This is a genomic window from Autumnicola musiva, from assembly GCF_031846585.1.
Classification (GTDB): Bacteria; Bacteroidota; Bacteroidia; order Flavobacteriales; family Flavobacteriaceae; genus Autumnicola; species Autumnicola musiva.
The window spans coordinates 59,116-81,090 of record NZ_JAVRHK010000002.1 but is presented as its reverse complement, the minus strand read 5'-3'; the positions used below and the strand labels follow the sequence as shown (position 1 = coordinate 81,090).

The 21,975-nt window shown below is 38.5% G+C and carries 21 protein-coding genes and 1 tRNA gene; 2 read left to right on the top strand and 20 right to left on the bottom strand.

Features of this window, described 5'->3' with window-relative positions; all coding sequences use genetic code 11:
• Position 1 precedes the first annotated feature (1 nt).
• The 12 genes from RM539_RS02710 to RM539_RS02655 form a co-directional block, all read right to left on the bottom strand.
• On the bottom strand, positions 2 to 1,582 hold the full coding sequence (locus RM539_RS02710; protein WP_311501959.1) for a type IV secretory system conjugative DNA transfer family protein: 1,581 nt from the start codon (positions 1,580 to 1,582) through the stop codon (positions 2 to 4).
• A 5-nt stretch (positions 1,583 to 1,587) separates the two neighbouring features.
• Complete coding sequence (gene mobB, locus RM539_RS02705) at positions 1,588 to 2,619, bottom strand: MobB family relaxase (RefSeq protein ID WP_311501958.1); 1,032 nt, start codon at positions 2,617 to 2,619, stop codon at positions 1,588 to 1,590.
• Between the two features lie 11 nt (positions 2,620 to 2,630).
• Positions 2,631 to 3,011, bottom strand: a complete 381-nt coding sequence (locus RM539_RS02700; RefSeq protein WP_311501957.1) for a BfmA/BtgA family mobilization protein — start codon at positions 3,009 to 3,011, stop codon at positions 2,631 to 2,633.
• 443 nt (positions 3,012 to 3,454) lie between these two features.
• Positions 3,455 to 3,904, bottom strand: coding sequence for a JAB domain-containing protein (locus RM539_RS02695; protein WP_026914618.1), 450 nt, complete (start codon positions 3,902 to 3,904; stop codon positions 3,455 to 3,457).
• A gap of 74 nt (positions 3,905 to 3,978) precedes the next feature.
• A complete protein-coding gene (locus tag RM539_RS02690) occupies positions 3,979 to 4,329 on the bottom strand; it encodes a single-stranded DNA-binding protein (RefSeq protein WP_026914619.1) in 351 nt (116 codons plus the stop codon).
• Positions 4,330 to 4,372: 43 nt separating this feature from the next.
• The gene (locus RM539_RS02685) at positions 4,373 to 4,618 is read right to left on the bottom strand and encodes a hypothetical protein (protein ID WP_311501956.1); all 246 of its coding nucleotides are present in this window, start codon (positions 4,616 to 4,618) and stop codon (positions 4,373 to 4,375) included.
• 141 nt (positions 4,619 to 4,759) lie between these two features.
• Entirely contained in the window at positions 4,760 to 5,011 is a 252-nt protein-coding gene (locus tag RM539_RS02680) for a hypothetical protein (RefSeq protein WP_311486040.1), read from the bottom strand.
• Entirely contained in the window at positions 4,989 to 5,825 is an 837-nt protein-coding gene (locus RM539_RS02675) for a DUF932 domain-containing protein (protein WP_311501955.1), read from the bottom strand. Before RM539_RS02675 ends, RM539_RS02680 begins: the two co-directional genes overlap by 23 nt.
• Positions 5,826 to 6,194: 369 nt before the next feature.
• Positions 6,195 to 6,267, bottom strand: a tRNA-Met gene (locus RM539_RS02670).
• Positions 6,268 to 6,323: 56 nt separating this feature from the next.
• Positions 6,324 to 6,677 carry a SpoIIAA family protein gene (locus tag RM539_RS02665; protein WP_311501954.1) on the bottom strand — a complete coding sequence of 118 codons (354 nt, stop codon included), beginning with the start codon at positions 6,675 to 6,677 and terminating at the stop codon, positions 6,324 to 6,326.
• A 61-nt stretch (positions 6,678 to 6,738) separates the two neighbouring features.
• Entirely contained in the window at positions 6,739 to 6,921 is a 183-nt protein-coding gene (locus tag RM539_RS02660) for a CPXCG motif-containing cysteine-rich protein (protein WP_311501953.1), read from the bottom strand.
• A gap of 45 nt (positions 6,922 to 6,966) precedes the next feature.
• Complete coding sequence (locus RM539_RS02655; protein ID WP_311501952.1) at positions 6,967 to 8,886, bottom strand: ABC-F family ATP-binding cassette domain-containing protein; 1,920 nt, start codon at positions 8,884 to 8,886, stop codon at positions 6,967 to 6,969.
• Between the two features lie 140 nt (positions 8,887 to 9,026).
• Here RM539_RS02655 and RM539_RS02650 point away from each other — a divergent pair, with 140 nt between their 5' ends.
• Positions 9,027 to 9,413 (top strand): DUF983 domain-containing protein, encoded by a 387-nt coding sequence (locus RM539_RS02650; protein ID WP_311501951.1) that lies wholly within the window; start codon positions 9,027 to 9,029, stop codon positions 9,411 to 9,413.
• Here the strand turns inward: RM539_RS02650 and RM539_RS02645 are convergent.
• From RM539_RS02645 to RM539_RS02610, 8 genes are all read right to left on the bottom strand, one after another.
• Positions 9,410 to 10,468 carry an NAD(P)/FAD-dependent oxidoreductase gene (locus RM539_RS02645; protein ID WP_311501950.1) on the bottom strand — a complete coding sequence of 353 codons (1,059 nt, stop codon included), beginning with the start codon at positions 10,466 to 10,468 and terminating at the stop codon, positions 9,410 to 9,412. The genes RM539_RS02650 and RM539_RS02645 overlap by 4 nt on opposite strands.
• 84 nt (positions 10,469 to 10,552) lie before the next feature.
• A complete protein-coding gene (gene porN / locus RM539_RS02640; protein ID WP_311501949.1) occupies positions 10,553 to 11,446 on the bottom strand; it encodes a type IX secretion system ring subunit PorN/GldN in 894 nt (297 codons plus the stop codon).
• Between the two features lie 14 nt (positions 11,447 to 11,460).
• Positions 11,461 to 13,005, bottom strand: coding sequence for a type IX secretion system motor protein PorM/GldM (porM, locus tag RM539_RS02635; RefSeq protein ID WP_311501948.1), 1,545 nt, complete (start codon positions 13,003 to 13,005; stop codon positions 11,461 to 11,463).
• A 53-nt stretch (positions 13,006 to 13,058) separates the two neighbouring features.
• Positions 13,059 to 13,721 (bottom strand): type IX secretion system motor protein PorL/GldL, encoded by a 663-nt coding sequence (porL, locus tag RM539_RS02630; protein WP_311501947.1) that lies wholly within the window; start codon positions 13,719 to 13,721, stop codon positions 13,059 to 13,061.
• Positions 13,722 to 13,782: 61 nt separating this feature from the next.
• Entirely contained in the window at positions 13,783 to 15,147 is a 1,365-nt protein-coding gene (gene porK / locus RM539_RS02625) for a T9SS ring complex lipoprotein PorK/GldK (RefSeq protein ID WP_311501946.1), read from the bottom strand.
• Between the two features lie 113 nt (positions 15,148 to 15,260).
• Positions 15,261 to 16,421 carry a formimidoylglutamase gene (locus RM539_RS02620; protein WP_311501945.1) on the bottom strand — a complete coding sequence of 387 codons (1,161 nt, stop codon included), beginning with the start codon at positions 16,419 to 16,421 and terminating at the stop codon, positions 15,261 to 15,263.
• A 9-nt stretch (positions 16,422 to 16,430) separates the two neighbouring features.
• Positions 16,431 to 18,956, bottom strand: coding sequence for a type I DNA topoisomerase (gene topA / locus RM539_RS02615; RefSeq protein WP_311501944.1), 2,526 nt, complete (start codon positions 18,954 to 18,956; stop codon positions 16,431 to 16,433).
• A gap of 154 nt (positions 18,957 to 19,110) precedes the next feature.
• The gene (locus RM539_RS02610; RefSeq protein WP_311501943.1) at positions 19,111 to 20,355 is read right to left on the bottom strand and encodes an LVIVD repeat-containing protein; all 1,245 of its coding nucleotides are present in this window, start codon (positions 20,353 to 20,355) and stop codon (positions 19,111 to 19,113) included.
• A 136-nt stretch (positions 20,356 to 20,491) separates the two neighbouring features.
• Here RM539_RS02610 and miaB point away from each other — a divergent pair, with 136 nt between their 5' ends.
• Positions 20,492 to 21,937, top strand: coding sequence for a tRNA (N6-isopentenyl adenosine(37)-C2)-methylthiotransferase MiaB (gene miaB, locus RM539_RS02605; RefSeq protein ID WP_311501942.1), 1,446 nt, complete (start codon positions 20,492 to 20,494; stop codon positions 21,935 to 21,937).
• The last annotated feature ends 38 nt before the right edge of the window (positions 21,938 to 21,975 follow it).

The following is a 21,975-nucleotide window of genomic DNA, read 5'->3' as shown; positions in this document are numbered from 1 at the left end:
TTTATCCAAATATTGACCTCGCCTCATCATAAATCCGTTCAAAATTAGCCGCTAAATCCGCCTGAGAAAATTGCTTGGATTCTTTAGGAAGCTGCCGTTGAATTCGGGCTAATTTAAACTGCACTTTCTTATCCTTACCATCGGCATAGGTAATAAACTCGCCTTGTTTCAATCTAAAGAACACATCTGCTCTAATCTTTGGGATTTCTTTTTCGCCAGTCGTAATACGAGTATCAAAATCGAGATTATGGCCACGACTGATACTTTTCGTCGGGTCTTTAATGATTTCAAAAAAACGCTCGTAATATTTAGCCGTATCTGGGTCATTGACCTTTCCGAAGAACTGGTAGGATAGGTTGCTCAAAATCGCTTTGCTTGCCTTATCGCCATACATCATATCATTCTGAATTTTGTCCTGCATTACATAAACAGTAGCAATATCATAACTTCTAAGTGTTGCCGGAATGCGGTGCATATTCAGTAATCGGATGGTAGGTGCTTCTTCCATCAATAAAAAAGACGGTCTCTGAGCGCGTACGCTCATTTGCTTGGTAATGGTGTGAATAATGGTTGCAACAACAGGCGAATAGGATGTTTCATATTTTGGATTATTTACTACTGAAATGATTGCTGGATTATCCTCGCTATTAATATTTAGTGGCACTTCGTCTGCGGATAATGCCATAAATATGCGCTGTGTACTAATTCGTTTCAGCGCATTGGCCAAGGTGCTTTTTACACCAGCGGTCTGCCTATCAGAATCCTTACCACTAATAAATGCATCTGCCATTGCCCTCGATATGGTGTTGGTCTCCAAAAACTGAATAAGGCTATCCGTGTCCAATAATTGATAAATCGCTATCAAATGTGGTAGCGTACAGTAGTTGGAATAGTCGGTTTTCAGCTTCCAAATCAAACCACCAATCAAACCTTCGGCAGCATCGTTAAAGAATTTTGTTGTTCCGGTAGTTCCGCTTTCCCTTTGTTCCAGAAGATTTTCAATTAATACCCTTGACACCTCATTTACGCTTTCCTCGTTCTCTAAATAGCATGGCGCAATAGGATTTACCCGGTGGATGATTTTATCGAAGGAAATGATCTTGAACGGGATATCGTTATCTTTAAAAAGTGGGTACGCCATTTCAGTCAGTTCAAAATCCTTGTAATCATGAATGATTCCGCAAAAGCCCTCATTCCGGAAATGTTTTAAAAATCCGTATACCACGCTTTCTGTCTTTCCACTTCCGGCAGAACCTATTATGGACGCGCCCCTCTTGATATTATCCAGTTTGAAATTTCCTTTGGTCGTAGCAAAATTGACTTGATATTTTCTATCGCTATTCTGCACGGTTTCAGTTTTGTGTAGAAAGACATAGAACCCTATATTAATTAGCATTAGAGGACACGCTAGATACAGCAATATTGATACTAATTCATTCACTTCAGAAATAAAGAAAATGAGAAATAAAAGTATTGCGATATTCAAAAGAAACGCATACTTGCTAACCCGAAACATCGCATAGAAAACCATACTGGATAAACCAATAATTGAAAGTACCGATATAAGATTGTCTATCTCCATATCAATTAGATCCCTATTGAACTTGATTTAATGGCCACTTCTACACCACGTCTTAATTGCTTAAAAACCCGAAGTGCAATTTGTGCTTGACTAATTGGAATACTTGGCACTATGGGCAATCCCGTTTTTGTGATCATTTTGAAAGCCAATGCTTTTTCATTGGCTGGCAACTTCATCAAGGCGGCGAAGTATAGATTAGGATTCTTTACAAAATCCTTTCGGGCTTTATAGGTTTCTGCAAAGTTGCGTTTATAGTCAAAAGTCTTGTCAAACGTTTTTTCCGCTTTAGCGAAAAAGGTATCTCTATCAAAACCGCGCTTTACCTTTTTACCGTGCATTTCCACTTCCGAAGCTTTGTGTTTGCTTCCTGGAGAAAGACTAACCGAATTTGAAGCATCCTTTCTGCTAACGATGATATGGATATGACTTTGGTATCCATCTTTTCGCATTCCCTGGATAATCCGTTTTCCGTTTTGTTGATGCGGTGCTTGGCGTTCCAATTTTGCTACTTCCCTTTTCATACTTTTAAAATTTCCTTCAACTCTTCCTTCTTGAACATTTCGGATTTCAGTTTTTAGCTGAAGAATTTTTGAAGCGTAAGGTTGATTCTCTTTAATCTGAAAATCTGTTCCTTTAAAGGTTCGTTGATGTTCAATTTTAGCGAAGTATTTTATATCATCTATGGTTATCGGTCTTCCGTGAATTTCTCGATTGAAACTGGCAACATAATCCTTCATCAACTCACGCGTGTAGGTTTTTAAATCTTGGCTATTGTTCTGAAGTTTTCGCAATTCGTACTTTGACGGACTGACCGTAATCGAATAAAACTTGGGTTCCTTATTTTTCAATTTTGCGGTGTTGCCATCGATTTCTTTTACCACTTCTTCAGCGGAAATTTCATCGCCATATTGATTGAAAAAGTGTTCCATATCTTGCTGTTCTAAACCCTCGTTTTCTTTCTCTAAATAGCCCACAAAATCAGCTGAACTTTGTGAATAATTAGTACCCAACTTTTGAGGTGTTATTGTGATGTACATGGTTCAAAAAATTAAAGTTGGTTACTTGGGTTTTGCTTTTCGCGAAAGCGTACTTCCTTTTTTTCTTCGACATATTTCTTCTCTACAATCAGCGGTTTTTTTGTAGGTTCTTCTGTTTCAAAAAGGGATTGAATCATCGCTACCGTGGGTTTTGTTTGTGTCTTTTCCACGTCTCGCATTATGGCGATAACTGCATTAATTCTTTTTGAAAGTTTTGCTTCAATTGTTCGTCCCGTTGGACCTAATTTTTCTTTTGGCGATATTTCGTTATAGAAGAAAAAATCGAGAATAGTTGACATTGCTTCAGTATGTGACTTGAAGTGTGTTTTCGAAAATTCTTGAAAACGTTTGGCAGTTTTCCGTTTAAACCTAATTGTAATGAATGAATCCATTTTCTTTCGCTTTTTTAAAGATTTGACGTAAATCCACCCCTGTTTACAGGCTATTTCAAGCTGTTTGACGCAAATTGTAGAAACTTTAAAATATCGACTGATTATAAAATACTAATAATCAGATGATTAAAGCGTAAATGGAATCCGTAACATCGCTCAGCGTGTTACCCTCTTGCTATTCCATTTTCGTCCGCACAGCGGACAAAATTTCATACAATTTGCTTATACACAAATTGTTTTTTTCGGAATTCGAATAATTCCAAATTGTAAATTATAGATGGATACAGCTATCAGCGAAAGTCAAAATTAGGATAGCTATAAAAATTATATCTGCTGAATTTCAGCTTTTTAAAGATACAATTTTTTGGAATTTCAGTGAAAAATAGATTCCATAAAAAAGACCTGAAAAATCAGATCTTTTTAGAATTTATAAGGAAGTTCTATTATAACAGTCCCTCATCTGCAAAAGAGAAGTAATTACCGTCTGGAGTAATAATTAAATGATCTAGGACTTTGATATCAAATAACACAGCAGCATTTTTAATTTTCTCCGTAAGCCTTTTATCTGCTTCACTCGGTCTTAAAGTTCCGCTGGGATGATTATGTGCTAAAATAACAGAGGTAGTCAAACTCTTTAGAACTACCGCAAAAAGAATTCTCAAATCTACTAATGTGCCGGTAATTCCACCCGTAGAAACTTCATAGATTCCTTTAACCTTATTGGCATTATTAAGAAGCATAACTTTAAAGCATTCTTGCAGTCCTATCTGATCTTTATTCCACTCACTAAATAATAGTTCGGATGCACTTAACGAAGAAGTAATTTTAGGAGCCTGAGAGATTTTAAAATTTCCCTGATATTTTATTGAGATTTCATTAACTTTAGTTTTCATTATTGACTTTTTAAAGGGTTGATAATTAAAAGAGGGCGTTACCGTGAACAAGTACCCGCCCTCTTATTTTATTATTACTGGCTATCGCCATTTTTTACACCTAGTAAAAGAATTTCGTTGGCTTCTACTTCGGTTACATACCGTTTTACTCCATCTTTATCCTCATAGCTACGGGATTTAAGTTTTCCAGCTACTCCAATCTCTTTACCCTTTCCGGCATATTTTTCAATAATTTCTGCAGTTTTTCCCCAGGCCACGATAGTGTGCCATTCGGTATTCTGTATTTTTTCGCCTTTTTCATTTTTATAAAACTCATTAGTGGCGAGTGAAAAACGGGCAACTTTTTTACCGCTTTCGAGGTTCGTGATTTGTGGATCCTGTCCAACATTTCCAATTAACTGTACGTGATTTTTTAAAGTACTCATGATTAAAAGATTTAAAGATTACTAATTATGCCACCTGAACCTTTCAGATAGTTTGCTTTATTATTTTCTTAAATAATTTACTTATTATATCTGGAGCGTTTTCCTTTTTTGTTTTTTTTGGTGCGACTTCCTTTTGAATGTTTTTATAAGATTTCATAAGATTCATTTTAGATTTACTTCCTATAGCGCCCTCGCTGTTTCCTTTTTTTGTTGCTGATACATTTTCAATATTTGGAATTGATAAGGACTTATAAAAAGGAGGTACGACTGGCTTATGCAGTGCGTTCAACTTCCGAATGTTGGTATTTTGCTATTAAAAAAAGGGAGGGACAGTGAGGGTGCGGGAGTAATTCTAAAGGCGTTTGTGAAATATTAAAACATAGGAAGTAGCATCAAATGAATAAATGGAATTCTATTTAGCGGACTTACTTCACGATTTCGGCTCGGGAATGTAGTGTTCCTTCCCTGCATAGCGGGAAGGGTTAACGGAATGGAAAGCTGAAATTGGGGATTGTGTCCAAGACCTTTCTAGTGAAGCTCTTTGCCCGTAATGAAGCTTTTCGCGAAATGCAGGGGAATGTGCTGAGTGGGTTTGGGTGTAACCGTCTGTTATATACTTAGCCATCCAGTTTGAGGTACTGGATAAACCTTTATTTATTTTATGCCATAGCATAGACTTCATCAAACAGCTTTTTATCCAACCGTTCTTGTTGGCCAAAGCTTTTCTTTAGGACGTTGTGTAGTACTGAATTGAATGCATTGTAGCCCAACCAAAGATTTGGTTCTTCATTGAGCAACAATGCTTCGTAGTTTAAGATTTCGATGACTTCACGAGACTTTTTTGATGGGCCGCTATTCTTGTCGCTACATTCGTATCTAAACAATTTTGTTCTGTGGAGAATCGCCTTCACAAATTCCTGTATGTCGATGATTTTAAATTCCTTCATCTTGTCGAAATTCTTGGTAATGGTATAGAATTCATTAGTCAGAAATTTATCGAACAGATTTTTTAGCCTCGGCATAATTAGGTGAGTATTGTTCTTACTGTGCTTGATGGAAAACTCAATTTCCACTTGTGAAACGTGCAGACCATTTGAACAAACCTCTCTATAAAACCCGAAGTGGCCAGAGGTCTTCTCACTTCCATCATAAGAATTTTTAAACCGAAGCATCGGTAGTATCAAGTCCTCATCATTTTTGACTGTAAACTGGCTTTTGTCATCGATAATAAAGTCAGTAATAAACGACCTGTCGTTTTTATTGATGGTGCGTTTGTGGAAATTCAGTTGTGCATCGGTCAGCATTTCTTCAGCTTTCTTGAAGAATAGTTGATTCGGAATGTGTCCGTAGCTATTCGATACCACATTGACGATTTTGCCGTTTGATATAATGGCATTTTCAAGCCCTCGTCGGGATTCCATCTGGGTCAGACTTTTTAAGGATTTCATTTCTGATGGAACAAAGATTTCATCCTGTTGCAAATTTTGTAAATACATAGCTTTTGAATTTAGATTAAACAATATTTGAGCATAACCCAAACGGAAGCTAAAATCTCAGCTCAAAAGGAAACGGAATAAATAAGTGTAGGATGGCGCGATGGCTTTATGCTGTAGTCTTTTGATGGGTGTATTTTACGAGTTTACCTTGCGTGGATATTGTATTATAATAAAACCCTCTAACGAAGAATAAGTTTGCTGCTTATTGAAATATATTATTTTACCTAAGAATTCATAGGATTTAAACACAAAAAGAGGTAATTAACTTCAATAAGAATGTGACTATCAAAACACTAAAATGTTGTACCTATGTTGTACCCACACCATAAAAAAAGGCTTCACATTTCTGTGAAGCCTTGTCTTTTCTAGTAGCGGGAACTGGACTCGAACCAGTGACCTTCGGGTTATGAGCCCGACGAGCTACCTACTGCTCTATCCCGCGATATTGGATGGCAAATATACAATAGAATTTGAGTTTGCAAAAACTTTTTAAGAAATTTATTCCGAAATCCAATTCAACGCTTTTAGCCTGTCCTTATGTGGAAAAGTTTCAATATTGGCTTCTACAACTATATCTTTTAAAGACATTGCTCCTTTCAACCAGTTTATATCACTTACAATGGCAATTTTGTGAAATTCCCCAATATGCTTGAAGTTAAATTGCATGTTCTTTATAAAGGCATCTGCGGAGATCTCGCTTTCTTTTTGTACTTCAACAAAAAGATTTACCCTTTGATGCTTTTTTAATTTTTCCAGCAATTTTTGCTGCAAAGACTCGGTAGTATCTTTATCCAGGTGGGAATCAATAATAACTCCAACGATATGATCGGCAAAACTAAAGGTGTCCAGCATTATTTATGTGTTTTCCTTTCAAATTTAAGCATTTTATATGCTTGAAGAAGATAAAAGAGGTCTACTGTTCTATATTAGATACATTAAAGTTCGTTAAAATCCCATTTTCGAAAGCAACACTGAATTCAATAGGATTACAACAGTTTTCACAATCTTCAATATATTTCTGATTTCCTACGGAAGGATCCAGAAGTACAGAAATTTCCATCCAACAATAAGGACATTGAAAAAATTTTTCCTCCATAACTATAATTTAATGGGAGAGGTGCTTAATTTTTACTTCAGAAGGTCAACTCATTTTATCTAAATCCTGCTGGATAGATTCCCATTCTTTCATTGACTTTTCCAATTCAGTTTTCTTCTGATTGTATTTTTTCAGAAAATCGGGTTTTGCCATGGTATCTTCATAATTCGTAGCCAACTCAATGTCTTTCTCCTTTAAATCCTTCTCCAGCTTCGTGATTTTCGCTTCGGCCTTACTCAACCTGTTGTTAAGTGATTTCATTTTTTTCTGATCTTCATAAGACTGCTTTGCAGGCTCTTCCTTCCTCTCCTCAGCATGGGTCTTTTGTTTTTCCCGTTTTTCTACTGCACGCATGTCTTCAAACTGCCTTTGTTCCAGATAATAATCTATATCCCCAAGATACTCCTTTACATTGTGGTTCTTAAACTCATAAACTCTGGAAGTTAAACCCTGCAGAAAATCCCTGTCGTGAGAAACCAAAATCAAAGTACCTTCAAATTTCCTCAATGCCTCTTTCAGGACGTTTTTAGATTTAATATCCAGGTGGTTCGTAGGCTCATCCATTACCAGCACATTAAAAGGCTGTAACATAAGTTTGCAAAGGGCAAGACGGTTACGCTCTCCCCCGGATAACACTTTAACTTTTTTATCCACTTCATCTCCACGGAATAAAAACGAACCCAGCATATCCCTGACTTTACTACGGTTTTTCTCGTTAGCCGAGTCTACCATAATATCATGAACAGTCTTCTCTCCATCTAGATAATCTGCCTGATTTTGAGCAAAATAACCTACCTGCACATTATGTCCCAACTTCAGCTCCCCTTTGTGTGGAATTTCATCTATAATAATTTTGGCTAAGGTGGTTTTGCCCTGACCGTTCTGCCCTACAAAAGCAATTTTGCTACCGCGCTCTATGAGCAGGTTTATATCTTCCAGCACCTGTTTATCGCCATAAGATTTTCCAACATGCCCCGCCTCTACCACTACTTTCCCGGGTTGTATTGAAATTGGAAAACTTATATTCATTACCGCATTATCATCCTCATCAACTTCAATCCGGTTAATTTTATCTAATTTTTTTATAAGAGATTGTGCCATAGAAGCCTTTGAAGCTTTTGCACGGAATTTATCGATTAGCTTTTCTGTTTGCTCAATTTCCTTCTGCTGATTTTTTTGCGCAGCCAGTTGTTGCTCCCTAAGCTCCTCCCGTAATTCCATGAATTCAGAATACGGCTTCTTGAAATCATAAATTTTACCAAGGCTTATTTCTATAGTCCTGTTAGATACGTTATCCAGGAACATTTTATCGTGTGAAACAAGAATTACACAGCCGGGATAATTGTTCAGAAAAGATTCCAGCCAAATAATACTTTCAATATCCAGGTGGTTGGTGGGCTCATCCAGAAGCAGAATATCATTGCTCTGAAGCAATAGTTTGGCAAGTTCTATCCTCATTCTCCAGCCTCCAGAAAATGTATCGGTAAGTTTACTAAAATCCTCCCTCTTAAAACCAAGTCCCAGCAAAACTTTTTCAGTCTCTCCTTCATAGTTATAGCCACCAATTATTTCATACTGATGCGTAAGTTCGCTTAAATCCTGAATAAGCTGCGTATAACTTTCACTTTCATAATCGGTACGGGTGGCAAGTTGTTCATTAATACCATCTATCTGCTTCTCCATTTTTTTGATTTCTTCAAAAGCCTGTTGTGCCTCCTGGATTACAGTACGACCTTTTACAAAATCTATGTCTTGTTTTAAGAAGCCAATCTTCAGCTCCTTGTCTTTGGCAATACTTCCGGTATCATATTCCTGTTCCCCTGAAATTATCCGCAACATAGTAGACTTCCCGGCTCCGTTTTTTCCAATGAGCCCAACCCGGTCTCCGGCACCAAGCCTAAAAGTGATTTCTTCAAAAAGATATTCTCCATTAAAGGAGACAGAAAGATTGTGTATGTTAAGCATGAAATTTGATTAAATTTTTGCAAAGATGCTTAAATTTGTCATGCAAAAAAAATGATACAGTGGCACTAAAATGCCTTTTTTCAATAACATAAGGCCGGAGCAAAATTTAATGCTGGCTGATTCACTACTAAATTCCCAAGATGAAATTTTTAAAAGGAACCAAGCTTTACAGCATTTTAACAGGAACCTGCCCGGTATGCCATGAGGAGAGTATGTATAAGGAACCTAATCCCTATAAAATGGGAAAAATTTTCGAAATGCATGAGCGCTGCTCTAACTGCAGGACAAAATATAAAATTGAACCTTCCTTTTTTTATGGTGCCATGTATGTGAGCTACGCCGTGGGCGTGGCCTTTTCGGTTGCCGCTTTTGTTGTTTCTTATGTGTTTCTGAATTCAACCCCGTTAACTTCATTTTTTGCCATTGTAGGCACGCTGATTTTATTTATGCCTGTGATCATGAGGTTGTCCAGAAATATCTGGATTAACTTTTTCTTCAGCTATAAAAAAGAAGCAGGAAAATCTTAATTCTTTTTATAATGTTTTCTGTTAAACCGTTGCAGGTCCATTTCAGGTGAAATTTCAGCATTCCCTTCTATATAATCAATTAACTCTCCTGAAGCTGTTGGAGCAATTAGGACGCCGCGGCTTCCAAAACCATTGCAGCAAAACATATTATTTATTTCAGGATGCTTACCCACCAATGGTTTCCTATCTGCCGTGGCTGGACGTATTCCGGCTACCTGTTCTATAATTTTATATTTGCAATTGATAAACTTCTCTACTTCTGCCGTAAGTTTCTCCCTTGCTTCTCTAGTAGGAGATTGGGTTTTATCCATATTGTTATAAGTCGCACCAACTTTATAAAGATCGTTTCCAAGTGGCATAAGAAAAACTGAAGATTTTACCGCTTTATCCAGCTGAAGCCCTTCTGCCCTAATAATTATATATTCCCCTTTATTTCCTCTTAACGGAAGATAACTGAAGAAAGGATTTTTCTTAATTCCATAACCTTCGCAAAAAATTATGCGTTTAGCTTTTAAGCCTTTATAGCTGAAGTAATCTTCTGAAATTTCCAGTTGGTTATAAGTAAAGCGTTCGCTTTTTAGATGGCCTGCATTCCCGAGATCCCTACGGTAATTTTCCAGCAAGGCTTCCGTTTCTATATTTCCTGTATACCTGACTCTTCCGAAGGAAAAATCTGCGGAAATATTAGAGTTGAGCTGCTTAATGAGATTTGTATCCAAAAATTTTTCCAGCCCGGGCTTATCAGCTGCAGCAAACCAGTTGTTTTGTTCTTCGGCAGAATGGAACCTGCGATATATATCCCAAAAATTGACAAATTGACGATTATATTTTTTTTCAAATTGCTGATAGAAGGGAATAGCCTTTTTTAACTGCTCACCTGCGTTCCAGGCCAGGGTAAAACGTTTAAGAATCACCGGGTTAAATATTCCACCAGCAACCAGAGAAGAATTTTGAGAGGAATCTTCATAAACAAGAAAGCTCTTTCCCCTCCCAGCAAGATGAGAGGTGACTGCAAGGCCACTTAATCCCAGTCCAACAACAATATAATCTACCATAAAACAAATTTAAGGAAACCGCTCCTGCAGAAAAAAAGAAAAGCGCCCCGAAGGACGCTTAAAAATTTTACTGAAGAATTAGTTTTAATAATTCCACATATCCTGTTCAAAATTGCGAATTTGTTCTTCGATTCGCTGAGATTCCAATAACTGCATAAAAGCATTTTCAGAGATATACTCATCCACTTCACGATCACCCTGCACGTTATCTTCCTTGTAAATCAACCCGTCAAAACGCCTGGAATTTAAAAGATGATCAAAAGATAAACTCATAGCTGTATTAGCCCCGTTAAAAGCTTTCGCTTCATGAAGGACTTCCCTGGCGTCGGGATAGAATACCCAAAACAGCTCCACCAAATCTGTCTGACCTGAATCGATAAAATTCACATCGGGAGCTACGGGAGCAATTCCCAACAGGCGATATCTCAATTCTCCCTGCATTTTATCAAAGTACCACATTCCGCGGATATGATATTCAGCAATATCGGCAGAACCAAGGTCACGCCTATCTATAAACTGCTGGTCTACCTCTTCTCCGGCATTATACTGTTCAATACCTAAATCTGTAGTATCAATTTTAGATAGTGTGGCCCGGATATCATTAAGAGTTCTCTTCTCATTAAAATATGAATCGGCATAGATATTTTTAATTTTCCCGTTTTTGATACTGCTTACCAGAACATCATATAAAGATCTCCTGTTGTTACCGATATTGTTAGTATCTATCGGGTAATAATAAGGGAAATTCACTCTCTCATCAAGATCTATAATTTCCCAAACATTCTTAGACCAAAGAACATCACGGTCCCCAACATATCCATATTCCAACGGCTTATCATTCATCTCCACCAATTTTTTAGCTTCGCTCTTCATGCCAATTTCCTCCGGGCTGTCTGCATTCAAAATGTTTGCCTGCCCGTAAGTTGCACCAGTTAGACCTATTGCGAAACTAAAAACCAAAAATCTTCTCCAGCTCATTGTTGTATTATTTTTTAATTAGTAAGCTCAATAAATACAGGAGCTACCTGCTTAAGCTTATAACCTGAATTACCGGCTAATTGTGCCTGAATATCAAAAATTTGAACAGATTCTCCTCTTCCTGCCCTTCGTAAAGCAGATTTAGCCCTATCATCTAATTTATTACCATTAATCCTTATAGTTGGCTGTCCCGGAACTTTGAAACTAAAACCTGTAACATTCAGGTCAAGGTCAAAATCAAAATCGGGCAAATTAGCACCTATATTTGCAATTTCAAGACTGTTACGTTGCATAGAAACTGAACCGTCCTCTCCACGAATAGTTCCCACAGGTCTAGGAATATCTTTTACCCTGAAAGTTTTACTATCAGAGACCCTTTCTCCACCCGGCAGTTCTCCACTTACATTAATGGTAACCTCCCTCGCCTGAAGCGTAGTTACATCCATTACGTAATTTCCTGTACCGCTTGTAGATCTAAGTCCGGGGGCATTGGCAGTAACATTAGACACTCCGGGGATTGAAATTGTCATTGGGTTCTGCACACCGCGGTAAACCACATTCATTTTGTCTGCTGAAATAACCGCAGAATTTGGTTTGGGGATTACAGCATAAGAACTGGTAACAGGAATCCTTACCAAAGAATCCCCCTCCTGAAACTGAAGTTCACCGGTAATTTCTTTTTCTCCTACATTTCCTGCAGGAAAATCAAGCATTACCTGTCCTGCATCGGTACTTTCCACTTCGTTTCCGTTAATTATAACGTTCTCAAACTGAAGAGTATTGTCCACCCTTCCAAGAACCACCCTTCCCGTAAAGTTCTCACCACTGAAAAACGCAGTTTTATCCGGAATTACAATTGCCTGATAGTTGGTAAGCGATACTTCACTTTCCAACTGACCTGAAAGCATGGAAGAAAGTATTGCACTTTCGGTACTCTCAACATCAGCTTGCATTTGGGTTAATTTGGTAATAGAGGCAATTAGAGGATATCCCTGATAATGGTAATATAACCAAGGCATTGTAACATTCTCTCTTGTAGTCACCTCTCCAGTGGCAAATTCCTGCTGAATATTTACTTCATTCGCTATCTGAGGATATTCACCCTGCAGAATTTCAGCAACACCGTCCCTATAGGCTTCAATTTGATTTAGAAATTCTTCGCCCTTAGGGGAAACCACACCACTTTGAAAGAACATTTCATCCAGAGTGTTGGATTTGTCCATTGTTTCATAATCTGTAGCATCATCTACCGAAGTGTTTAACTGAGATTTCAGATCTGCTATATAGGAGTTAAGGTTGCCTGATAGTTCACTTATTCTTTCAGCATCTTCCTTAATAGAAGTATATTTAGCAGGCTGTTCTTCAACTTTATTAGAAAGTCCTGCCATTAAGGCTTCATTACGCTGTGAATAAGAAGCCTGTGTTTCATTTAATTTTTCATTCATCAAACCAAAAGCGGTTAACACCTCTTTTGACATATTCAAGGCCATCATCGCGATGAAAACCAGATACATCAGGTTGATCATCTTTTGCCTTGGTGATTGTTTTCCGGACGCCATTATTTAAGTAGTTTGTTTAGTATATAGATTTGGTTATGAGCTAATTCCTTTCACTAGCTTGTAACCCTGGCGGTTTTTCCGTTCATAGCAGTCAACATTCCACCATAAACATTGTTTAAAGAGGAAAGGTTAGAGGTTAAAGCATCCATTTGGTCTTTTAACCTGCCGGCATTCTCAGCCACTGCTTCATTAATTTCGGCCTGGCGCGAGGCAGATTCAACCTGTGCTTTATAAATATTATTAAGCGTTTCCATTTGGGAAGCCGCAACACCAAGTTCTTCACTATATTTTTTCTGTGAAGCCATAGCATCTACAGTTGGCGCAATACCTTTGGCTGCTCCTTCAAAATTGCGAATGCTTTCTCCAAGGCTGCTCATAAGATTTGCATCAATTTTAGCCTCTTTAAGCATGTTGTCCAGCTTTTTAGACAATTGTCCTTCTGTTTCCTTATTTTCTTCAATAACAGTTGCGTTGTGCCTGTTGGAAGCAGGACCACCGGCCAATTCCGGATAAACCAGAGACCAATCCAGTTCATCATCAACAGATTCAAAAGCAGAAAATGCAAATACGAAAGCCTCTACCACAAGGCCGGCGATTAGCATGGGATTTGCGAATGGCCAGTGCATAATTTTAAAAAGCGCACCTAATATTACTACAGATGCACCCAAACCGTACACCATGTTAGTTAATTTCTTTGTAGATCTTGATTTTGCCATAATTATTTAATAAGATTAGATTTCTAGAAATAGGGGTTTATTGTTAAGTAAATTTAAGGTTCTATCTATTGGACTGGTTCAAAGTTACGTCTGTACCTAAATAATCCTGTACAGTTCTGAAACCGATGTAACTTCTTGCAGAATCTGCATATTCATAATCCCTGGAACTTACCTGAAGGAAGTATGCCACATCCTTCCAGGATCCTCCCCGAACAACTTTACGCATATCTTCAGGATTGTTTACCGTAGGGTTCATGGTAGACATATATTCATAAGAAACAGGATCATAAGAAGAAAATACCCATTCTGCCACGTTTCCAGCCATATTGTACAAGCCGTAATCATTGGGTTCGTAAGATTTTGCTTCTACTGTATAAAGTGCCTGATCTGCTGCATAATCTCCCCGAAGTGGTTTGAAATTAGCCATAAAACATCCACGGTCATTTTTTGCATAGGGACCACCCCATGGGTAGGTAGCTCCTTCAAGGCCACCCCGGGCAGCGTATTCCCATTCAGCTTCTGTGGGAAGACGGTATGTAGAAACATTTTCAAGATCTTTTGACTGCCGGAACTGATTATGATACATGGTACGCCATTGTGCAAATGCACGCGCCTGTTTCCAGGAAACTCCCACTACCGGATAATCATCAAATGCACTATGCCAGAAATAGTCATTATGCATTGGCTCATTATAGGAATAATTAAAATCTTTAATCCATACGGTAGTATCCGGATAGATTGATATTTCCTCGGTATTAACAAAATTACTGCGGTTTTCATTGGAGCGGGCAGCAGCCTGAATGTCCATCCAGGAATACTTAAATTTCAATTTCTTTACATCTATGGTACGCTGGCCATTGTACACTTCTTCTAAAGGTATATACATAGAGTCCATCACTTCAGCATAATAGATATCGGGATAATCTTCAGGTTCTGTATAAAGCTCAACATCTTTATTAAGTCTTCTGTTTTCATAAGTATCACTGGGACCACCCTGGCCGTATGCATTCAGCATGTATTCTTCATATGGCGTCATGTTTTCAGGATCGGCATCTGCAAAGGCAAATTCACCTATACCCCCATCACCAGGCACGGCACCTTCCATTTCTGCCATTATAGCCAACCGAACCCTGATTATAGAATCTTTCACATACTCCACAAACTGCCTATATTCAGCATTGTTAATTTCAGTTTCATCCATATAAAAAGAACGAACAGTAACAGTCTTTGGTGGAGCATTCCTTTGGTCAGCAATATCATCATCAGCTTTACCCATAACAAAAGCCCCTCCCGGAATCAATGTCATACCATACGGCTTTTCCGGATTCCACTTTTTACCTGTCGCACCTACTAACTGTCCCCGATCACTACGACCACACCCAACAATTAAGGCCAGAACAGCAATTAGCGCAATAAATTTTTTCATAATTTTTCCTAGGTTAAGACATTCGATTTACGGCGGTAAACCTATCTAAATATTTTATAAAAAACAATATTTTCGATAAAAATACAGTAAATAGAATTTTGTCTGAAAATTTTTTAAACTTCGTTTTTTCTCTTGGCTTTATACCATCTTTCGGGAATAACCTGGTTACATGCTTCCAGGTAATCTTCTTCACTGCAAGGTAATAACGTGTGTCTTTTTAATTTAGTATCTACATTTGCCAAATAAGGTATTTCTATCCACCAGCGGCCACTTACCGGGCTCTTAAAGAACACCAGTATATCATCATCTACAGGAACCTGGTACCTGATAAATTCTTTTTTGGCAGAAAGAGTATTTTCATTGGTTCTGTAATTTACACCTTCAATAAAATACCAGATCACCTGGGCAATAAGCATATTTCCTGCAGCCCCACTTCGGGAATCGTATTCAAAAATTCCAAAAGATGACACCTTATCACTAATACCCGAATATCTTGCCAGGGCACAAATTTCTTTCCCGTCAAAGCCATTTGGAGAAGCGTGCAATCCTTCTCCAAATGCAGCGGCATTGAGTGCACCAAGATCTATGCCAACCAGATTGGCATCACGCATAACAGGCTCAATTTGTGCAATATCTGAACTGATTTCCCCCAGGCGGTAAGCATCAAAAAAAAGCCGTTCCATAAGCTCTATTTCATCCTGCGAATTGAAATAGGTTTGATACCCCACACAGGAATAATTAAAAAGATTATATGGTTGATTTATTACGATTTTTCCTACAAAAGATTCGTTAGAAATCGGATTATCGGCATCTCCAAGATCAAATTTGCTATCAATATTGACCAAATTCACCATTTGATCGAGAGTATCATATGCACGATACTGGGCATAGATAAGATCCTGGCTTCCCCCCAGAATAACCGGAATAACATCCTTTTTCACCAGCTGGGCTACAAGGCTTTGAAGAGCAAAGTAAGTATCTTCTACTTCTGCACCTTTTTCAATATCCCCAAGATCTGCAATATTTATGTGCCAGTTTCCCGGGAAAAGGCTATACAAAGCAGAACGTAATTTATCAAAATTAAGCAGCTCGCCTCTTTTAACCGATCTTCTGTTTTCCTTTACTCCAATAATTGCCACCTGAATATTATCCATTTCCGGCAGCCCGGCTTCTGCTGTATGTATTTTAATATTAGCTCCGAATGATTGTTTATCTAAATTTGAAATTTCATCCAGTAAATTTTCATTTACAGGATTTAAAAAATCAAAATCCATAGGCTATCCTTATTTCTTTTTGGTGGTTTTTTTCTTTGATGTGGCCTTCTTCTTTTTAGCCGGTGCTTTTTTCTTGGCAGGTTTCTTCTTTTTGGTATTTTTCTCCAGAATATCCTTCACCTCTTCCAAGGTAAGTTTTTGTGCATCTACCGTTTTAGGCAACTCTACTTTAGTTTTCCCTTTAATCACGTTAGATCTTCCCCAGCGGGCTTTCTCCACACGAATTCCTTCATCTTCCCAATTGTGAATTACCTTTTCCCGCTCTTTCTTCTTCTTGTCTTCAATAAGGGTTTCAATATCATCTACGGAAAGATTATCAAAATCGTACTTCTTGTTTACATTTATAAAAATATTGTTCCACTTAAGATATGGCCCAAATCTTCCGACCCCTTTCTGTACCGGAAGCCCTTCATATTCATATATGGGAGCATCGGCTTTTTCTTTTGCTTTTATAAGTTCCATCGCCCTGTCAAATTCCACATTTAAAGGGTCTTCTCCTTTTTCCAGTGAGACATATTTTTTTCCGAATCGTACATAGGGACCATACCGCCCGTTATTCACTTCAACATTCTCTCCTTTATATTCTCCTAATTTCTTCGGAAGCTGAAAAAGGTCCATCGCCTCTTCATAAGTAATAGAATCCAGAGTTTGATCAGGACTGAGACTGGCAAATTTCGGCTTCTCATCATCTTCCACAGAGCCAATCTGCACCATAGGCCCGAATTTCCCCAATCTTACACTTACCGGTTTGCCGGTTTCCGGATCTTCTCCCAGAATACGTTCTCCTACTTCACGATCGGCATTTTTAGCCACGTCCTGCACATGTGGATGAAAATCTTTATAGAAATCCTTCATCATATGCGTCCATTCCTCATTTCCTTCGGCAATATCATCAAAATTCTGCTCTACTTTAGCGGTAAAATTATAGTCCAGAATATTTGAGAAATGATTTACCAGGAAATCATTCACTACCATTCCCGTTGCAGTAGGCACCAGTTTACCCTTATCGCTACCAACGGTTTCGCTTAAAGTTTTCTCTGAAACTTTATCTTTTTCCAGGACAAGCTGCGCATACTCCCGCTCGCTACCGTCTACGGAACCTTTCTCGATATATTTCCTGTTTTGAACGGTAGAAATAGTAGGTGCATAAGTTGATGGTCTTCCTATGCCCAGTTCTTCCAGTTTTTTAACCAGTGATGCTTCAGTATATCTGTAAGGTGGGCGTGTAAATCTTTCTGTTGCTGAAATAAATAAATTCTGCAGCGCTTCATTTTCTTTTAAAGCAGGTAACATTCCGCTTTGCTCTTCATCTTCCTCATCTGATCCCTCCAGATAGACTTTCAGGAAACCATCAAACTTCAATACTTCCCCATTTGCGGTAAATTGTTTATCGTGCTTATCAGCTTCAATCTTAACGTTAGTGCGCTCCAGTTGAGCTTCACTCATTTGAGAAGCAATGGCACGTTTCCAAATTAATTCATATAACCTTTGCTGATCCCTGTCGGCATTAACACTATGATTTTCAAAACTGGTGGGACGAATCGCCTCGTGAGCTTCCTGTGCTCCTTTACTCTTTCCTTTAAACTGCCGGGTTTTGGCATATTTTTCACCATACGCCTTTAGGATTTCCTGCTTCGCCCCTTTTCGTGCATCATCAGAAAGGTTCACACTATCAGTCCTCATATAAGTTATATGACCAGCTTCATAAAGCCGCTGGGCCATAGTCATAGTTTTGCTAACCGAAAAGTACAATTTCCTGGAGGCTTCCTGTTGAAGTGTTGACGTTGTAAAAGGTGGTGCAGGGGATTTTTTAGCCGGTTTTGTGGATAACCCGGCTACTTTAAAATTAGCACCTAAATTTTGCTGCAGGAATTCCTGTGCTTCTTCTTTTGTTCCAAAATTCTTTGGAATTCTTGCTTTAAATGTTTTTCCCTCTTCCGTTGCAAATTCAGCATCTATTCTATAGGAGGCTTCAGCATTGAAACTCTGGATCTCCCGTTCCCGTTCCACTATTAACCTAACAGCAACACTTTGCACCCTTCCGGCAGAAAGTCCGCCTTTAACCTTTCTCCATAGAACAGGAGATAATTCATATCCTACAAGCCGGTCCAGCACCCTCCGGGCCTGTTGGGCATTTACAAGATTATAATTTATTCCACGCGGATTTTCAATCGCTCTTAAAATCGCCGATTTGGTGATTTCGTGAAATACAATTCGTTTTGTCTTTTCTTTTTCAAGTTTAAGCTCTTCAGCCAGGTGCCACGCAATCGCCTCTCCTTCCCGGTCCTCATCACTGGCAAGCCATACAGTGTTAGCACCTTTGGCCAGCCCTTTCAGCTTTCGCACAACATCCTTTTTATCCTTTGAAACTATATATTTAGGCGTAAAATCCCCGCTGGTATCCACCCCAAGTTCTTTTGTAGGTAAATCTGCGATATGTCCAAAACTGGAAGCTACCTTATATTCTTTTCCAAGAAATTTCTCTATGGTTTTGGCCTTCGCAGGAGACTCCACAATCACTAAATTCTTTGCCATAAATCTTTACTTTAATGGTACAAAAGTATATCAATTTTTTTTTAACCTGATAATTCTAATTGATATTCCCTTTTAAAATGTTCCTGACCAAAGGATAAATATTAAAAAGCCCGCTTTAACAGCGGGCCTTCAAAAAACCAAACAAGGAAAAAATTTAATTTAAACTAAAGGAACTTATCAGGTTCACCTTGTTGTTTTTGTAATTATACTGGTGAAGAATGTTATCCCCGACCATCAGCAGAACATCATCCAGGGGGATTACGTCATAGGTGTTGATGTCCTGGAAATGATCTGCCAAAATCAGATCGGGGGTATTGGTTAGATCATAAATTTTAAGTCCGGCGCTACCGTCGCACACAAATAATTTATCGCCTTTTGCTCCCAGCCCGTATGGATTCTCCATAAAATAGGTACTCAGCGTCTCAGGATTGGCTTTATCTGATACATCTATTAAGACCAGCTGGCTATCCTGCTGTCCGCAAAAATTCCCGCCTCTTATGGTAACATAGGCAATATCATCCTTCACCACCACAGGATCACACCCCATTACATGCTGAACCCTGGAAACAAGAGCAGGTTTTTCCGGATTTTCTATACTATATATGTACATGCCCGTGGTACTGCCAAGGAACAAATGATCATTTTCATTGAAGATGGTTTCAATATCCCAGCCAACATATTCTTCGGTAATCTTTTGAGGATCGTTAAGTGACGATATATCAAAGACCATAATGTTCTGCTGGTCCACGGCATACAGATAGTCTGAAACAATTTTAAACCTGGCCAGGGAACCACCGGTTCCCGAACCTCCACCGGAGTAATTTGCTTCCGCTACAGAATCAAACCAAACAAGATCATCATTATTATCAGTCATTTCAATTTTTCTGCTTTCCATAATGTAACCTACAATCACTTCTTTTTCAGGATCAAATTTCTCATTATCTACAAATGCTGCCCCTGCAGGAACTATATAATTGGTATTGGGAAAAACATTTTCAAGCCTTTCAATTTGGGTAATACTATTGATATCTGATATATCAAACACTACCAGATCCATCCCACTATCAGCATACAGCATATCATCTTTCACAGCAATATCCACATTCTTGGGGATTTTAAGATAGGCTATTTTCTCAGGCGCATAATGATCCCGGTTGTCAATTATATGTATTCCCTCATATTTATCGTTTACAAAAACATAATCCCCGTAAGAATAAATTTTCCCTGCTTCGGCTATTGCTTTTGGTTCCTGGATTTTTACTGAAGCCCGAAATTTGGCAATGGGCTGAGTGATGGGCACAGCTACTTCGTAAGATTCTTCCGTAGTTTCCTGTTTTTCGCAAGCATTGAACAAAAGAAAGAACAAGGGTAGAAAAGGGATAAATGTTCGTTTTTTCATGATGACCGATTTCTTATTAGATGTTTAATACTAAAAAAGGTTGCGCAAACTCCTGAAAAAAATCACTGTCACTTTGTCATAAATTTGTTTAGCCTTATCTTTGCCCGTCAAAATACCGCAAAGGCATTACTGAATTATGGAGAAGATATTAGACGAAAAACAACAGGGAAATACGCTGGTTATGGAGCCAAAGGCATCCAACAACCGCAAGCTGTTTATAGAAAGCTACGGTTGCCAGATGAATTTTAGTGACAGCGAAATTGTAGCTTCCATTTTATATAAAGAAGGTTTTAACACCACTCAAAATCTTGAAGAAGCAGATTTAGTGCTGGTAAACACCTGTTCTATCAGGGATAAAGCAGAACAGACTGTACGGAAACGTTTGGAAAAGTACAATGCTGTAAAAAGGATAAATCCCAATATGAAGGTGGGGGTTCTGGGTTGTATGGCCGAGCGCCTGAAAAGCAAATTCCTTGAGGAGGAAAAAATTGTGGATTTGGTTGTAGGCCCCGATGCTTATAAAGATTTACCAAATCTCATCAATGAGGTGGAAGAAGGCCGCAATGCTATGAATGTTATTCTTTCCAAAGAAGAAACCTATGGTGATATCTCTCCCGTGCGGTTACAAAGTAATGGTGTTTCAGCTTTTGTTTCCATAACCCGGGGTTGTGATAATATGTGTACTTTTTGCGTGGTGCCTTTCACCCGTGGCAGGGAGCGAAGTCGGGATCCGCAGAGTATTGTGGAAGAGGTGAATGATCTTGCTGCAAAAGGCTATAAAGAAATCACTTTGCTGGGCCAGAATGTAGATAGTTATTTATGGTACGGTGGCGGACTCAAAAAAGATTATAAAAACGCTTCGGAAATGCAAAAGGCCACTGCAGTGAATTTTGCCAGCTTACTTAAACTTGTTGCTGAAGCTCAGCCTAAAATGAGAATCCGCTTCTCCACTTCCAATCCTCAGGACATGACGATGGATGTAATTGAAGCCATGGCTAAACACCGCAATATTTGCAAATATATTCACCTGCCGGTACAGAGCGGCAGTGATCGTATTTTGAAAAAAATGAATCGTCTGCATACGCGCCAGGAATATTTTGAAATGATTGATAACATTAAAAAGCTTATTCCCGATTGCGGAATTTCTCATGATATCATCACCGGGTTTCCTACTGAAACTGAAGAAGACCACCAGGATACACTTTCCCTTATGGAGTATGTAAAATATGGCTTTGGGTTTATGTTTGCTTATTCTGAAAGGCCCGGAACAATGGCCGAACGAAAATTTAAGGATGACGTTCCTGAAGACATTAAGAAAAGAAGGCTCACACAAATTGTAAACCTTCAGCAGGAGCATAGCAGGTATAATACAAAAAAATACCTGGGAAAAACGGCAGAGGTTTTAATTGAAAAAGAATCCAAAAAATCTGATGCACATTGGAGCGGCAGGACATCACAAAATACGGTGGCTGTTTTTCCGAAGGAGAATTATAAAATAGGGGATTTTGTAAATGTGAAATTTGAAGACTGCACCAGCGCAACTTTAATTGGTGTAGCCGTTGGATACAGTGATAATTATTAATAATTAGATGTTTCAGTTAATAGATACTGATTACTAAA